Source organism: Citrobacter sp. S46_ASV_140 (assembly GCF_018919545.1).
Classification (GTDB): domain Bacteria; phylum Pseudomonadota; class Gammaproteobacteria; order Enterobacterales; family Enterobacteriaceae; genus Citrobacter; species Citrobacter braakii.
The window spans coordinates 1-15,434 of the sequence record NZ_JAHLRC010000082.1 but is presented as its reverse complement, the minus strand read 5'-3'; the positions used below and the strand labels follow the sequence as shown (position 1 = coordinate 15,434).

Here is a 15,434-nt window from a genome sequence, read left to right as displayed (position 1 = left end):
ATGAGCTGTATATAGTGAATCACAACGGCGAGCCGTACACCCCGATGAAGCCGATCATTGATGGCATGGGCATGGACTGGGCATCGCAGTTTACGAAGCTTAAACAACGCTTCAAATCAACTATTGTGGAAATCACAATAGTTGCTGCAGATGGCAAATCTCGCTCGATGATCTGCCTCGCTCTCCGCAAACTTGCCGCCTGGCTGAACACCATCAGCCCGAACAAGGTTAAGTCGGAGATCCGCGATAACGTAATCCGCTACCAGGAAGAATGCGACGATGTTCTCTACGAATATTGGACGAAGGGGCAGGTGACGAATCCGCGTATCGTGGAGCCAGCAATCGACATGATGAATATTGATCTCCATCTCCGTATTCGCGATGGGCAGGTTGAGAGCATCGAGCGCATCGGGTCAGACATGTTTGTCGGTAAAGTTGAGCAGATACTAAGCGGTCTGCGTAAAAGTGGTTGGATTGTCATTAAACGGGATTTGTTGGCTGAGAAGTTGGCTACGTGGTGATGTAAGAGCGCTGTCATTCACATATGACAAAACCCGCTTAACTGCGGGTTTTGTCGTATCCATTCGCCTCTGCTACGATTGCCCCATCATTTATTTAGGGGGATGGGGATGTGAGAAAAATATTTGTTGCTGGAATTTTGTATTTTTTATTGTCTTCAAGCGCATTGGCACAAGAAAAAAAACCCGTTGAAGAGATAAAAGAAGGAGCTGAGTTGGTATGTAAAAATCATCAAGATGAGACTTTATGCCAACAAATGGTTTTATCGCTCGCTTCCCTAGCGATGTACAATGCAGGTTTCTATACCCAAAGCTGCCTTGAGGAAACTAAGGTTTTACCAAAAGATAAAAAACATTGTGATAATGCAAAGGCTTTAGTTGGATATTTAAAGAAGTTTGATAATAACTAGTTATCTGTTTTTCAGAATAATCACTCAATGCAAACGACCTCGCTTCGGCGGGGTTTTTTTACGCCCGGAGAAAGGTAAATGACCGAACAAACATCACGCCTTGCTATTGTTCTGGATAGTTCCGGGGCAAAGAATAATGCCGATAATCTGGCGACGGCGCTGGCTAGAATCACCCAGGCTGGCGAGCAGGCGGAAAGGGCAACAGACAGACTGAAGCATGAGTTCATTGATTACAACGTTGTGCAAAAATCCGCAGCCAAAGAGACGCGGAACCATCGCCAAGAACTGAGTGTGCAACAAAAAGCGCTTGCAAAACTAAGGGACCAGATTGACCCGGTTAGTGCGGCCTTGGATAAGCTGGATGACAGATATCAGGAACTCAAGAAATACCAGAAGGCTGGGATTCTGCCAGATGATGATTTTGATTACCTGGTATCCAAAATCCGCGATACGGAAAAGGCAATCAATGGTGAGGCGCTGGCTGAAAGAGCAGCTGCAAAAGCCAGAGATGAGCAAAGCGCATCACTTCAGCGCCTTTCAGCTCAGCTTGACCCGATAGGTACTGCATTTAAGAAACTGGTAGATCAGCAGAAGCAGCTCGACAACGCGAAGGCTTCGGGCATGTTGTCGCCAGAAAGATACGATGTGCTTTCTTACAGCCTTGCAAATACCCGCAAGCAACTCGAAATCACCCAAGACGCGATGAAAAAGACTGGTGTCACTTCCCGCGCTATGGCTTATCAGATGCGCATGATTCCTGCGCAGATGACTAACATTGTAGTGAGTTTAGCTTCCGGCCAGGCTCCAATGACCGTACTGTTACAACAGGGCGGGCAGCTTAAGGACATGTTTGGCGGTATCGGACCAGCGATTAAAGGTGTAGGGAGGTATGTAACTGGGCTTATAAATCCGTTAACTCTATCAGCTGCGGCAGTCGGTGTCCTTGGCCTGGCTTATTACAAAGGCTCGCAGGAGCAGGACGAGTTTTATAAATCCCTCGTTCTAACTGGTAATCAGGTCGGAAAAACATCCGGCCAATTGGCTGATATAGCTGCCCGTGCTGGCATTGCGGCGGATTCAACCACTGGTAAAGCTGCATCCACGCTTAATCAACTTGTTTCTTCTGGGAAGGTGGCTGGCGATTTGCTGGAGCGCGTTACAAACGCTATCGTTAAAACCAGTGACGCCACAGGCATTGCCACTGAAAAGTTGGTAGGTAACTTCAACGACATTGCTGTCGATCCAGTAGCAGCCATCACCAAACTTAACGACCAGTACCACTTTCTGACACTGGCAACCTATAACCAGATTAAAGCATTGCAAGATGAGGGAAATCAGCGGGAGGCGGCGCGAGTTGCCAGTGAATCCTATTCATCCTCAATGATCCAGCGCTCAAACCAAATTAAAGAAAATCTCGGCTATCTTGAAACTGCATGGAACTCTGTAGCCAAAGCTGCTGGTTGGGCTTGGAACTCTATGCTTGATATTGGTCGCGAAGTGTCTATTGAGCAGAAGATTCAGGATGCTAGCGGAGAGCTTGAACGTGCACAAAGGGCGTTATCTGACTTTCAGAAAGGACAGTCCGCAAATGCAGGGCCATACGGACCTTGGAAGTCTGATGATCTTGATCGTCAACAAAAGGGCGTAGCCTTATTAAAACAGCGTCTTTCATCTCTTCAGGGAGAAAAAATTGCGCAGGAGGCTATTAACGAAGCCTATGATGGGTATCTTAAAAAACAGCAGGATGGAATAAAACTTCAGCAAGATCAGAATGCCTTTGCCTTGAAATATCAAACCAGACAACAGCAGATGGCTAAAGAGCTTAAGGATTTAAACGACCTGAAAGCAAGGGGCGCGAAGTTGGATTACACCTTTTTGGAATCTGAAATCCGCAACCGATACAAAGAACCCAAAACGCCAAAAACACCTAAAGGAAGGGCCTACACAGAGGACGCAGCCACCCGACTACTCGATCAAATCAATCAGCAGACTGCCGCTATGCAGTCTCAACTGGAATCCAGTGACAGGCTGAATAGCTCGACACAGGCACGGGTTAAGTTCGAACAGCAGATTGCTGACCTAAAGTCAAAAACGCAGCTTACAGCCGATCAACGGTCGATTCTTTCCCGTTCTGGTGCAATATTGCAGGCCTACAAACAGCAGGAAGCGCTACAGAACTCTGTTAAGACCCTGGACGAATACCGGAAGATACAGGAGCAAATCGCACCGAAGGAGTTACGGCAAAATGAGGCGCTGCAAAAACGTCTCGAAATCCTGCAAAAGATGGTCGATCTCAAAAAACTGTCACCTGAGGATGCTGGAAAACAGGCAACTGACCTGATTAGTAAATCAATACTGCCGGATTCAGTCATATCAGGAGTTAACAAGGCAGGTGGAACGCTTACCTCAAGTGCGACCAATAACGACCTCGCAGGGCAGGGCCTGAACATGATAGGGCTGCAAATCGATCCGCAGCTTGAAATCATTGATAAGCTGAAACAGTCCCTGACTGATTATGCAGCCTGGCTGAATCAGCAACAGCAGGCGATAACGCAGAGTACCGTATGGAATGAGGAGCAGAAGCAGCAACAGCTACTGGCCTTGCAGCAACAGGGACGTCAGAACCAGGAGGCGTTAAGCACGGCTGTCTACGTTGCGCAGATGCAATCCGCTCAAAACTCCTTCTCCAGCATCACCGATTCGATGGGTGCGATGTTTGGTGAGCAATCCGCGATGTACAAAGCTGCTTTTGTGACACAGAAAGGGTTTGCTATTGCTCAGGCTGCCCTGCAACTCCCTATGGCGATGGGGCAGGCGCTGGCGGGGTTGCCGTTCCCGGCCAACCTTGCTGCCGTTGCACAGGTTGTTGGGCTTATGGCCTCGATTACCTCCAGCATAACCAGTGCCGCTGCCGTTGGCTTCGCCTCCGGCGGTTATACCGGCCCCGGCGGTAAGTATCAGCCCGCGGGTGTTGTTCATAAAGGGGAGTTTGTCTTCGATCAGGCTGCAACGAACCGAATCGGCGTCACTCAACTTGAGGCGTTACGGAATGGTAAACCACTCGATGCAACGCTCAGCAAACCGGGTTTTGGGACCGGGGTGCAGAACGTGAATAGTGATAACAGCAGGCGAACTACTGTTCATGCACCGATTAAACAAGAGTTTAACTTGCAGGGTGTTACCCCAGAACAGTTGAACGCTACGCTCAACCAGAACAACAAGCAACTTACCCGGCAGTTAAAGGGGGAGATGACAAACGATGTTATCAATCCACAGGGCAGCTTCGGGAAGGCACTTAAAAGCCGTTATGTACGCGGATATAAAGAATAAGGGGACAGACGTGGCCCCTTATTCACTTATCTGAAAGCTCTTCTTCTAACTGGATTACAGCTCTCTTCAAGAATTCGAGGGCGCGCTTACGGATTTCCATGTCCAGCTCTTTCCTTGAATCAATAAATTCTTCAATTCGAACAGCAATCTCCGCTGAGTTGCTGCCAGTTTCGGTATCTTCGTAAATCCGCAAGCCATAATCGGCAAAGAGATCGCTATTGTCGTGATTGGTTGAGAAATCCATGAGGCCTCCAGGGTTTAAAGGTGAAAAATTATTCTACATGCTTTTTAGGGGGAGGGTATGCCTGACATTTTCTACCCGCACGACTACCTTCCGATGCCGCTTCAGGATGGCTATGCATTTCAGCCAGTCAGTCCGTTAAAGCGTACCGCAATGACAACCGGCCGTGCCCGCCAGCGCCGGGCATTCATTTCCACGCCAACACAGGCAAATGTGCAGTGGCTTTTTGAAACGGACATTCAGGCCCAGCTATTTGAGGCCTGGTACCGCGAAACGATCACTGACGGTGCTGACTGGTTTTTTATGCGACTACAGACCCCGCTTGGCGTTGAGTTCTATAAATGCCGGTTCACCGATATCTATCAGGGGCCGACGCTGGTCGCCCCGATTTACTGGCAGTTCTCCGCGACGCTGGAGCTATGGACACGTCCTGTTCTTGGCGATGGCTGGGCTGAGTTCCCGGATTACATCATCAACAGCAGCATCATTGATATTGCAATTAACAGGGAGTGGCCCGAAGCATGACCAGCCCGACTTTAAAACGACTGTACGCCTCTTCCGGTGAAGAGGTCATTATCAAAACCCTGCAGATCAACATCGGTGATGATGCTCTGTATCTCTGTGATGGCTATGACGACATAACCGCGACAACAGAAACCGGAGAAGAAGTGACATTTATCGCAAGCACCATCGACGTTGCGTTACCTGCGCGAAACAGCGACGGTACACAGGATCTGCAGTTTGCAGTCTCTAACATTAATGGCGAGGCATCGACATCCGTGCGTAGCGCGCTGGAAAACTTGCGTGGCGCCACAGTAACTTACCGCCAGTTTACCTCTGACGATTTAACCGCTCCCGCCGAACGTCCTTATACCATGACGGTTAAAAACGGGTACTGGACCGCGACGCAGGCGCAGATTATCGCAGGGTACATGAACGTGCTGGATACAGGCTGGCCCCGCTATCGCTACACACTCCCGTTCTATCCTGGCCTTCGTTACATGAGCTAAGGAGTTTCAATGTTCAATCAAGATAAATACCTTTCAGTCAAATGGCTGAAGGGCGGACGCGCTTACCCTGAACTTGACTGTTTCGGCATCGTGAATGAAGTTCGTCGCGATCTGGGGCTTCATGAATGGCCGGATTTTGCCGGAGTAACTAAAGACGATGGTGGCCTTGACCGAGAAGCAAAAAGTTTTTCACTGACTCTTTCCCAATGCGAGCCTTGCGCTGGTGCAGGGGTTTATTGCTATTCCGGTTCAACAGTAACGCATGTTGCAGTCGTGGTGGATATCAACGAGCAACTTTATGTTGTGGAATGCAACCCAAAGACCAACGTGACCATCCTTCCATTGCCGCGCTTTATGCGTCGGTTTGTTAAAGTGGAGTTCTGGCAGTGACTATCAGAATTTATCCATCCCGGTTACCCGGCGAGCCGCTGGAAATACATGAACATGGCGCGCTGACTCTTCATCAGTGGTTGTCGAGCAACGTTGATAATTATCGTTCAGATATTAAACACCCGATTGCGGTTGAAGTTGATGGCGAAAATATTCCCGCAACGGAATGGTTCGATTATGTCATAGCCCCATCCAGTGAAGTACGTATCTATCCGATCCCTTACGGGCTGGAGGCCGGGACAATTGCGTGGATAGCTGTTGCTATTTCTGCCGCATCCGTTGCATATGCGCTATTTTTTGCACCAGGCGCGGTCGATCCGGGAGGGTATTCATCAGGAACAGGCGATTCACTCGATGTAAACCCGGCTAAAGCCAACCAGGCTAAGCTTGGGGAGCCGATTCGTGAGCTGTTCGGACGCCGCCGAATTTACCCCGATTACGTAGTACAGCCGGTAACCCGCTTCAGCCAGGATGATCCGACAGTGATGACCGTTGAAATGTTCGTCGCGCTGGGATTCGGACAATTTTCATTCGGCAAAGGGGATATGCGTGTTGGTGCCACGCCTGTTTCATCGCTGGGTGATAGTTTCGCGTACACCGTTTTTCAGCCCGGCCAGAATGTGGCTGGTGATCGCCGTAGCGAAAACTGGTTTAACTCCACTGAAGTTGGAGGCACCAGCTCTGGCGCCGGGCTGGATATGGCCCAGACCGCGCCGGACAAGGATGATGTTGTTGCGCAGTCACTGACGGTGTCTGGAAGCACAATCACGTTTAACGGATTAAGCGCTGACGACGATACTGCAACAAACGAGCTGCCTGATTCGTGGATTGCTGGCGCAACGGTTGAGCTAATCGTACCCGATCAGTTTGTTGTAACCAACGATGGCGCATACAGCCGAATTACCAGTGACAATCTGGCAGAACTCGCCCCTTATGTCGGCATGCCGGTAACGCTCTGGTACAACAGCGTCGACTATAGCCTGTTTATCGCTTCGTATACGCCGCATGCAGACGCTACAGAGGAAGAAGAGGAAGTCCCCGCCTCGGTAACGCTGGCTTATGAGAGTGACACCGGCACGCCTTTTACGGGTATTCCAGAGGGGGATATCAGGCTTTCCGTTTCTCACGCTGGATATCAGTACAAAATTTTCGACGTTGACGGTACAAGTGTGACTCTTCAACGCTTGATTGACGGCGTTGTCAATAACACATGGCCGGGTTTCGTTGCGCGCACCGTGCTTGATTTTGACGCATCTGGCGTTAACCAGAATGATTCCTGGATGGGGCCGTTTCTGGCATGCCCGGATAATGAAACCATCGACATGTTTGAAGTGAATTTCTTCTTCCCGAATGGCATTTGCTGGTACGACAAAAAAGGGAGAAAACAAAACAGAACGGTTCGCTGGGAAGTTCAGTACCGCGTCTATGGCTCTGGTTCTGGATGGATGAGCAAAACCGGCTCGTATAATACAAAAAATATAAATGGTCTTGGTTTTACTGAGCGCATCACGCTGAGTTCTCCTGGCCTTGTTGAAGTGCGGTGTCGACGCACTAACGAGCAGGGACAGGATAACAGCCGCGATAATATGTACTGGCAATCGTTGCGTGGCCGCCTTCTGACCTCGCCGTCATCGTACGCTGGCGTAACGACGATGGGTGTCACGGTGGAAACAGGCGGCAAGCTGGCCGCTCAGTCCGATCGCCGGGTGAACGTGGTAGCGACAAGGATTTACGACACTGGCGCACCAAGAAGCATCTCTGGCGCCCTGTACCACGTTGGTAACTCGCTGGGGCTGGATATGGACACCGACGCCATTGATGCGCTGGAAAGTGCGTACTGGACGCCTGGCAATGAGTTTTTCGATTTCGAGACGACTGACAGCACATCTGCGCTGGAGGTTTTGCAGAAGATAGCCAACGCCGGGAAAAGTTATTTTCTGCTGACGGACGGGCTTGCTTCGGTTGCGCGTGAAGGCGTAAAGCCATGGTCCGGGGTTATCAGTCCGCATGAAATGACTGAAGACCTGCAAACTGCATTCGTTGCTCCCTCCGGTGACGATTATGACGGTGTTGATGTCACGTATATCAACGGAACGACCTGGGCTGAGGAGACGGTACAGTGCCGGACCCCGGATAATCCAACCCCTGTCAAAATCGAAGACTACACTCTTGATGGTGTGCTTGATCGTGATCGCGCGTACCAAATCGGCATGCGCCGGTTGATGAAGTATCAGCAGCAGCGGCTGACCCATACGACATCTACTGAGCTGGACGCACTTTGCTATAACATCGGCGACCGTATCGTGCTGACTGACGATATACCCGGTAGCCAGACGGTCAGCACACTGATTGAGTCGATGGCGTCTGTGGATGGCACAACGACATTCACGGTGACAGAGCGGCTTGACTGGTCGTTTCCAAATCCTCGCGTGCTGATTCGTTATCAGGATGGTTCGGCTTCCTCACTAATGGTGGCGACCAGTGCAGGAGATTACCGGGTTTCCGTGCCTTACCTGGCGACGTTCGATGACATGATTCTTGATGATCCCGGCATTGAACCGCCACGCCTGATTTTCTGCGACTCTTCACGAGTGGGCTATAACGCTCTTGTCTCAGAGATAGCCCCGCAATCAGATGGCACATGTCAGATAACGGCGAAACAGTATAAACCCAGCTTCTACGATCACGACAATGCAACATATCCCGGCGATACAGCCTGATTTCACCTACTTAACTATCACCCGCTTCGGCGGGTTTTTTCGTTTATGAGGCTCATATGACGACTTATAACACCGGCAACCCGCTGGGATCTGCTGCTGCAAAAGACCTTAACGATAATGCGCAAAACATGGATTATCTGATGAATGATCAGGTGAATGATCGACGCAATGATCGTCTTGGACATTCCCGTAAAACCTGGCACGGCATGGAGTCAGCTCATGAAGAACAACTTGCCCGCTTTTCTGCTGCCTTTCAGGAATTTCTTGTTAAGTCCGGATATGACTTTCTCGGCGATTACGAGGACGGTCCCCTTACTTTGACTGCACGAAATCAGACAATCCGGTATCAGGGGCAGTTCTGGAGACTGAATACAGCAACGGATGTTCCGTTCACGACCCGCGGAACGGATGCCATAAGCTGGGCAGAGGATGTTAATCATCTGGTCCTGATGGACGCTGACATGCTGCGTCAGGAACTGGCGCTACCGGATGGAGCCTGGCTGGTAGGACTGGGTGATTTGACGCTGGGTGAGATACTGGCTCAGAAAATCTTCATTATTGTCATTACCGGACAGTCGAATGCAGTCGGTGCAAATAGTGGAGGGCCTAATCCGGCAAGCGATAAAATCGTTATCTGGGATGGTGCAACGGGCGACTGGGGAAGCAGTGATTATACCCGTCCACCGCTGTCACGCTCCAGTCCTAACGGGAACGGCGGCAACAACAATATTGCGCTGGCATTTGCACATCGCCTTGTGGATGAGTTTAAGGCAGAAAAGGTGTTCATCATCTATGATGCGGCAGGTGGGCGTTCCATTGAGGACTGGACAGGGGAGGGGGTTAACTCAGTCCGCTACGCAGCGATAAAAGGCAAGGTTGAAGCGGCGCTGGCCTCACCGGAAATTGTCGCCACAGGGAAGACGAGAGTCGATATGGTTGTCTTTGCGCAAGGGGAAGCTAACGGACTGACAGATACCATTACGGATTACCGCAGCAAGCTTGCCACGCTGGACAGGCAGTTTCGTGCTGAAAGCTGGATGTCTGATACCACACCGATGTTTATCATGGGTATGAGCGGATTACACATGCGTTACCAGGTCTGGCAGGCGCAACTGGATTATTGTGAAAACCACAACCGCAACTGCATTTATGTGAACTCTGCAGGACTAAAGACACAATACGACGTTGATGGTGCAGGAGATTACACGCACTGGCTGGGTACATCCCTTTGGGAACATGGCTATTATCGAATCTGGCAAGCACTGCATGAACGCGGGGTCACACACCGCCATACTCTTGCAGCGTTCTCTGCCCGGGGGGCGGGTCCGTGGAGTGGCGAGGCCATCGCGCTGGCAAAATTTTCGAGCCTGGTAAGTGCAGGCTCCACGACGGGTGATTTTCCGGCGAACGGCCCTGCTGCGTCGCACGCGATTCACTGGGGATACCAGTGTCAAGCGACAAACTATTCTTTGGCTGGCGGCTATCAGAACATGATGGATACTGGCGCTAATTATTCTGTTTCCTGGGGACGCCTGAACACGTTCAGTGCAGTCGCGCAGTACTCATCTGCATTTGGATATGGCAACACGATTAATGCGCCTTATGCCTTTGTTGCTGGGCGGGGACATACTATAGCGGATCCGTATTGCGCGGCTCTCGGGGCGTTTTCTGAATACAAAACCTCACTCGAAGACCCAGTGCGTTTTCAAGTGGGGACAGGAAAATCGGAAACCTTACCTAAAACCGGCTTTGCTGTCTTTGAATCAGGGCGCGCTCTGTTTTCAGGTAACATCGATTTCAGGACAGACAATGCTTTTTCTGTTGGAACGCCAGGCGCCCGCGCGTCAGTTATCTATGCGGGTACTGCTGCAATCAACACCTCTGATATAACGACGAAAAAATTACGTGGAGTGTTAACCGATGCTGAATTACGGGCATGGGCTAAAGTGCCGCCGACAATTTATCAGATACTGGAATCAATGAATGAAAAAGGTGAGGACGCGCGGCTACACGCAGGGCTGATTGCACAGGATGTTGCTACGGCGTTTGAATCTGAGGGGCTGGATCCGCGCCGTTACGCGTTGTTCTGTGAAGACGAAATATTCGAAGAAGTATTCGAACCTCAAATCAGGACTGTTTCACGTCAGAAGCGTGGGCCGGGAGTTATCAGGGAGTCCGGTATTGTTGACGGCGTAGAAGTTACGGTCGAGCGTAGAGTAGAAGACGCGCTTCAGTACAAGCTTGTTAATGATGAGTTCGTGCCAGAGATTGAAGAAGTGGAAGAGACAGTGATGACTCCGGTTCGAAAGTCAGCCGGGCTACGCCTCGGGCTGCGGTATACAGAATGCCTTATTTTTGAAGCAGCTTATCAGCGCTCTGTCAGCACTAAGCTGGCGGCGCGCCTTGATGAGCTTGAGATATGGAGGGCGTCCTTAAATCAGTAAAAGACCATCTGTTCCCGCACCTTACGCAGCCAGGTGCGGGAACAGTGATAGCTAAAATCCAACCCGATCAGTATCTATTCCACTTTTCCGACGAACATATCAGGGCCAATCTGCTGGATGTCTTTGACACTACCGGGGCGGGGGCAGTCCAAAAATGACTCTGAGGTGTCTGTTAAATCCGTGGCGATTCATCTCCTGTTCATCGCTCAGTTAGCTTTTATCCGTTCCCTCAACTTCTTACGCAGCATACATACTTCGGTGCTGGCCGAAGCGTCATACTTTCGTCGGTAATAAACTGATCGGAAATTAACGACGGAGCTAAATCATGATTGCGGTACTTTTTGAAGCTGACGCCCTGCCAGAGGCACAGGAAAGATATCTTCAGCTTGCTGCCGAACTGAAGCCTTTACTGTCAGACACGCCGGGTTTTATTTCTATTGAGCGCTACCAGAGCCTGAGCGCGCCCGGAAAAATTCTTTCTTTGTCATGGTGGGAAGATGAGGAATCTGTAGCAGGATGGAAGCAAAATGTTATGCACTTGGCAGCACAGAAAGAAGGTAAACAGTCAATTTTTTCATTCTACAGAATACGTGTTGCCAGAGTGTTCCGTGATTACTCTTCTGATAAGGAGGCACATCAGCATGTATGACATTCACGTCATTCTAAGCAATACTCCGGGTTCGCTGCCTCACTTGGAAGTGTGCTGGGCAAAAAAGGTGTGCGCCCTGATGGATAGGCGCGCGTGGACAGTAATGGGGAGATTCTTCTATCATGTCATGGGTGCGTTGGCGGAGATGGAGAGAGAGCTTATTGTTGAGCGAACACGGGCAGGTTTAGCTGCTGCGCGCGAAGATGGTCGGATCGGCGGCAGACGGCCAAAGTTAACCGCAGAAGAGTGGGCTCAGGCTGGAAGGTTGATTACTGCAGGTGAGTCAAGAAAACGTTTGGCTATAATTTATGATGTAGGGGTGTCGACGCTATACATAAAATTTCCTGCGCGGTGTTGAGAAGACGCCACGCGTCGTCGTATGCAAGAACGAGCGGCGGCGAACTGGCGAACGTTCGATAGTGCGAGTATTGAATGATTGCCAGTCCGCTTTGAGCGAGAAGCGGAAGTAATGGCGTAACTTGCACTCGACGACTATTTTAGTCAGATTACTAGGTTCGATATATCGACCTAACTAACCTGTGGCTATTCGATAGATATGTCATAGATTAACATGGAAACTGTAGATTGGGAGATGAGAAAATTAATAAAAATCAACTTGATTCAAGAAAACTAATCTACACTAAGCAAGGCGAAAGATGGTTGAGCCAATTCGATGCATTAGACCAGGAAACTGCGAAGCTTCTGCTTAACTCACTGACTCTTGTCTCCCATACTGAATTTCGTCGAAATCTTGAAGCCCTTATTTTGGATGTTTCAACAAAGATAGCGGGTCCAGTCGCCCTTTATGCCGTAAGGGAACTAAAAAAGAAACACGATAAAGGCCAGTTATTCAGCAGCCATGTAGTTCCATTTTTTGATCAAGTAATTAAAAGTAACAATGGGAAAAATGTAAACTCGATCGGTATCTCGTCAGATCAAGGTAGCGAAGCAATTATAGCTCAAATAATTAGACAACTTTCTAAAGCCAATCCGAAAAAAATTCTAAACCACCCTTCTAAAGAAGAACTTCGAGCGCAGAGATGTGACTCTCTGATGTTTATTGATGACTATATTGGGTCTGGGCAGAGAGTCTCTGATTTTATTGATGCATTCTGGAGAGATAGAACTATAGCCTCTTGGCTATCATCAAAACACATTAAAATTCAGGTTGTAGCTTATTCTGCCACGGCTCAAGGACTCAGGCGCCTAGGATTTTTGAAAGCGTCTCCAGAATTGATTATCTACCGAGATTCAGCAACCTTTATAACCCTCCCAATTAAGGTGGAAAGAAGAGAGGCACTACTGAAACTTTGTGAGAAATATGGGCGTAAGGCATTGAAAGGGAGAAAGCATTTTTGGTGGGGTTATCAAAAAAGTATGTCTTCGCTTGTTTTTGAGCATGGGTGTCCTAACAATACACCAGCTATATTATGGGATTCCGATGACCAAAAAGGGAAGTGGGTTGGTATATTTCCAAATAGGACTGTGGATACAGTAACGGCTTCGGTTTTTCCACCTGAAATTGTGTGTGGTGATCCCATACAAACCCTCCATGATGTAGGTCAGACACGATTGGCGAGGTCAGGTGCACTAATGAGGAGGGGGACGGTTGGAACTCTCATTCTCGTGGTTCTAGGGTTGATCGCAAAAGGCCAACGTAAGCGTTCAACTATTTGCTATGCGACAGGATTAAACTCAAAGGACTGTGAACTACTTCTTTCGAAATGTATTAAGTGGAAATTCCTAACCCCTGAGCGAAGGATCACCCCTCGGGGACTCTCGGAACTATCTGCGGCGAAGCAGATATCCTTTTCACCAAAAGGATATCTTGCCGTTGGTTCCGACTACTACTATCCTAGGCAACTGAGAGAGACTACGTATGACTAGTGCTAACGAGCAACACAAAGTTACCCCTCGGGGAATGATAGAGGGTTGCTACACCACCTTACAGTGGATGTTGGGGTATGGATTTCCTGAGCCTCACGAAAAAGCCCACGCTTGGCTGGAGACGGCGCACTCTGCCTCTTCCGGCGTAAGTCTTGGGTCACCAGAGCGCGCCGTCGCCTGCGGCGACGCATCGGAGTAGTTATATGTGGTCCTCTCAATCCTACAAAAACCTGGGGCTAGCCAACGGGCTTCCAGAATCCTTGCTCAATGATGCTATCGCCCAGAGCGAGCTTCTTATTTACTCGGAATACACCCTCCCCCCCATTTTAAGTCTCAAACACTTGGCCAAACGTACTAGTGTTGAATACGAGTTGCTTCGCAGTTTCGTGTGTCGGGGTGCAATAAAAGGGGTCGAGAACCTTGAAATTTATAAGAAGTTTTCTATTCGTAAGCGATCTGGTGGACGCCGTTTTATTCATATTCCATCCCCAAAGCTGATGCACACTCAGCGTTGGATCAGTGAATATATTCTCAAAGACCTGCCTGTTCATCCTGCAAGTCATGCTTTCAGAAAGGGAAGCTCAATTCAGAAGTGCGCTTTGCGACATTGCGGAGCTAAATGGCTCATTAAGATTGATATTGCAGATTTCTTCAGTTCAGTGTCTGAAATTCAGGTCTACCGTATTTTTAGATCTTTAAACTATCAACCATTAGTAGCCTTTGAGCTTGCGCGTCTATGTACGGTTGGCACCTCTGGTGTAGGCCCTAGACTCAAGTTTCCACAGTGGCGGGTAAAGGCATTCAATGAGGCTATCCCGCTATATCACCAGACGTTGCTAGGTTATTTGCCGCAGGGAGCGCCCACTAGCCCATTCCTTGCAAATCTCGTAATGAAACACTGTGATAAGTCTTTGCATGCCTTGGCCCAAAAGAATGGCTTAGTTTATACACGCTATAGTGATGACCTGAGCTTCTCTACAAGAGACAAGAGTTTTGGGCGATCTCGGGCTAAGAATTTTGTTTTTGAGGCTTACAAAATCATTTCGCAGTCTGGCTTTCGGCCACAATACAGAAAAACTACAATTGTACCGCCAGGTGGTAAAAAGATCATATTAGGCTTGAATGTAGAATCAGAATTTCCAAAGCTAGCGAAGGGTACAAGGGACACCATTCGGCAACATCTCTACTTCTTGGAAAAGGTGGGGCCTGTGCAACATGCCTTCAATCGAAAATTCGACTCTGTATGGGGGCTAAAGTCACACATCCGTGGGTTAATTGACTACGCAAACATGGTTGAACCCGACTTTGCTAAGGTTTCTCTTGAAAAGTTCAAATCTATTGAATGGCCAGTATAAGTGGCAGACCAGCTTATGAAATGTCGCCACAATATTGTTTCTGACACAGGGCTGATGCAGCAGCCCTATTAACAACTCATACTGATCTACTCCTATTTATTAATGAGTCACGATGTGAGTAACGTCCGCTCCTGGCACAGAGTGGACTGTCAGGTTAGGTTTGGCTCTGTGCCATAAGACTGCCAGCTCAGGTCTGAGCTAATACTACTCAAGCGATATGATGGTTCAAGGCGTTTAATCTGAAACCAGCCACATATCAGCCTCTTCAAACATTTCCTGCACAATACGGCTTATCTGTTCCTTCTCATGCTTGCTGGCGTCAGTGTTGATCGCCGGCTGCGTCATCATCGGTTTAACCCGGACATCAGCATCGGGGAAAATCCGGTGAACCCTCTTGGTCAACTCGCCCAGAATGATATCTTTTGCACCGGGCAGGCCATCAAAATTCCTTTTGTCATAAACGAGTTCCACGAACATTGC

The 15,434-nt window shown here is 49.1% G+C and carries 12 protein-coding genes and 3 pseudogenes; 12 read left to right on the top strand and 3 right to left on the bottom strand.

Going from position 1 to position 15,434, the window contains the following annotated elements; genetic code table 11:
• The 3 genes and pseudogenes from KQJ19_RS17485 to KQJ19_RS17475 form a co-directional block, all read left to right on the top strand.
• Positions 1-326: pseudogene (locus tag KQJ19_RS17485) on the top strand (phage antirepressor N-terminal domain-containing protein); the annotation flags it as partial.
• Positions 327-631: 305 nt separating this feature from the next.
• Entirely contained in the window at positions 632-928 is a 297-nt protein-coding gene (locus KQJ19_RS17480) for a hypothetical protein (protein ID WP_181604054.1), read from the top strand.
• A gap of 78 nt (positions 929-1,006) precedes the next feature.
• Entirely contained in the window at positions 1,007-4,258 is a 3,252-nt protein-coding gene (locus tag KQJ19_RS17475; RefSeq protein WP_216403913.1) for a phage tail length tape measure family protein, read from the top strand.
• 22 nt (positions 4,259-4,280) lie between these two features.
• Here KQJ19_RS17475 and KQJ19_RS17470 read toward each other — a convergent pair whose 3' ends face one another.
• Positions 4,281-4,502 carry a hypothetical protein gene (locus tag KQJ19_RS17470; protein ID WP_181604056.1) on the bottom strand — a complete coding sequence of 74 codons (222 nt, stop codon included), beginning with the start codon at positions 4,500-4,502 and terminating at the stop codon, positions 4,281-4,283.
• A gap of 57 nt (positions 4,503-4,559) precedes the next feature.
• On the opposite strand from KQJ19_RS17470, the gene KQJ19_RS17465 reads away from it, so the two are divergent.
• From KQJ19_RS17465 to KQJ19_RS17445, 5 genes are read left to right on the top strand one after another with little or no spacing between them, the layout of a single operon-like run.
• The gene (locus tag KQJ19_RS17465) at positions 4,560-5,024 is read left to right on the top strand and encodes a hypothetical protein (RefSeq protein ID WP_181604057.1); all 465 of its coding nucleotides are present in this window, start codon (positions 4,560-4,562) and stop codon (positions 5,022-5,024) included.
• Entirely contained in the window at positions 5,021-5,509 is a 489-nt protein-coding gene (locus tag KQJ19_RS17460) for a DUF1833 family protein (protein WP_181604058.1), read from the top strand. Before KQJ19_RS17465 ends, KQJ19_RS17460 begins: the two co-directional genes overlap by 4 nt.
• 9 nt (positions 5,510-5,518) lie before the next feature.
• On the top strand, positions 5,519-5,899 hold the full coding sequence (locus KQJ19_RS17455) for a hypothetical protein (RefSeq protein WP_047502209.1): 381 nt from the start codon (positions 5,519-5,521) through the stop codon (positions 5,897-5,899).
• Entirely contained in the window at positions 5,896-8,619 is a 2,724-nt protein-coding gene (locus KQJ19_RS17450; RefSeq protein WP_216403912.1) for a host specificity factor TipJ family phage tail protein, read from the top strand. Before KQJ19_RS17455 ends, KQJ19_RS17450 begins: the two co-directional genes overlap by 4 nt.
• Positions 8,620-8,675: 56 nt before the next feature.
• Complete coding sequence (locus tag KQJ19_RS17445; protein WP_216403911.1) at positions 8,676-11,063, top strand: sialate O-acetylesterase; 2,388 nt, start codon at positions 8,676-8,678, stop codon at positions 11,061-11,063.
• A 77-nt stretch (positions 11,064-11,140) separates the two neighbouring features.
• On the opposite strand, the pseudogene KQJ19_RS17440 reads toward KQJ19_RS17445, so the two are convergent.
• A pseudogene (locus tag KQJ19_RS17440) lies at positions 11,141-11,203 on the bottom strand (ORF6N domain-containing protein); the annotation flags it as partial.
• 185 nt (positions 11,204-11,388) lie between these two features.
• Here KQJ19_RS17440 and KQJ19_RS17435 point away from each other — a divergent pair.
• The 4 genes and pseudogenes from KQJ19_RS17435 (at position 11,389) to KQJ19_RS17420 (ending at position 14,954) form a co-directional block, all read left to right on the top strand.
• Entirely contained in the window at positions 11,389-11,712 is a 324-nt protein-coding gene (locus tag KQJ19_RS17435) for an antibiotic biosynthesis monooxygenase (protein WP_047502723.1), read from the top strand.
• A gap of 103 nt (positions 11,713-11,815) precedes the next feature.
• A pseudogene (locus KQJ19_RS17430) lies at positions 11,816-12,070 on the top strand (helix-turn-helix domain-containing protein); the annotation flags it as partial.
• 227 nt (positions 12,071-12,297) lie between these two features.
• Positions 12,298-13,599 carry a hypothetical protein gene (locus KQJ19_RS17425; protein WP_130097549.1) on the top strand — a complete coding sequence of 434 codons (1,302 nt, stop codon included), beginning with the start codon at positions 12,298-12,300 and terminating at the stop codon, positions 13,597-13,599.
• A 203-nt stretch (positions 13,600-13,802) separates the two neighbouring features.
• The gene (locus KQJ19_RS17420; protein ID WP_097573887.1) at positions 13,803-14,954 is read left to right on the top strand and encodes a reverse transcriptase family protein; all 1,152 of its coding nucleotides are present in this window, start codon (positions 13,803-13,805) and stop codon (positions 14,952-14,954) included.
• 234 nt (positions 14,955-15,188) lie between these two features.
• Here the strand turns inward: KQJ19_RS17420 and KQJ19_RS17415 are convergent, their stop codons facing one another.
• Positions 15,189-15,431 (bottom strand): DinI family protein, encoded by a 243-nt coding sequence (locus KQJ19_RS17415; protein WP_216403914.1) that lies wholly within the window; start codon positions 15,429-15,431, stop codon positions 15,189-15,191.
• Positions 15,432-15,434: the final 3 nt, after the last annotated feature.

Excerpts from the sequence above, each read along its gene's own strand:
- KQJ19_RS17475 (WP_216403913.1), top strand. The coding sequence starts at position 1,007 with ATGACCGAACAAACATCACGCCTTGCTATTGTTCTGGATAGTTCCGGG.
- KQJ19_RS17470 (WP_181604056.1), bottom strand. The coding sequence starts at position 4,502 with ATGGATTTCTCAACCAATCACGACAATAGCGATCTCTTTGCCGATTAT.
- KQJ19_RS17465 (WP_181604057.1), top strand. The coding sequence starts at position 4,560 with ATGCCTGACATTTTCTACCCGCACGACTACCTTCCGATGCCGCTTCAG.
- KQJ19_RS17460 (WP_181604058.1), top strand. The coding sequence starts at position 5,021 with ATGACCAGCCCGACTTTAAAACGACTGTACGCCTCTTCCGGTGAAGAG.
- KQJ19_RS17455 (WP_047502209.1), top strand. The coding sequence starts at position 5,519 with ATGTTCAATCAAGATAAATACCTTTCAGTCAAATGGCTGAAGGGCGGA.
- KQJ19_RS17445 (WP_216403911.1), top strand. The coding sequence starts at position 8,676 with ATGACGACTTATAACACCGGCAACCCGCTGGGATCTGCTGCTGCAAAA.
- KQJ19_RS17435 (WP_047502723.1), top strand. The coding sequence starts at position 11,389 with ATGATTGCGGTACTTTTTGAAGCTGACGCCCTGCCAGAGGCACAGGAA.
- KQJ19_RS17420 (WP_097573887.1), top strand. The coding sequence starts at position 13,803 with ATGTGGTCCTCTCAATCCTACAAAAACCTGGGGCTAGCCAACGGGCTT.
- KQJ19_RS17415 (WP_216403914.1), bottom strand. The coding sequence starts at position 15,431 with ATGTTCGTGGAACTCGTTTATGACAAAAGGAATTTTGATGGCCTGCCC.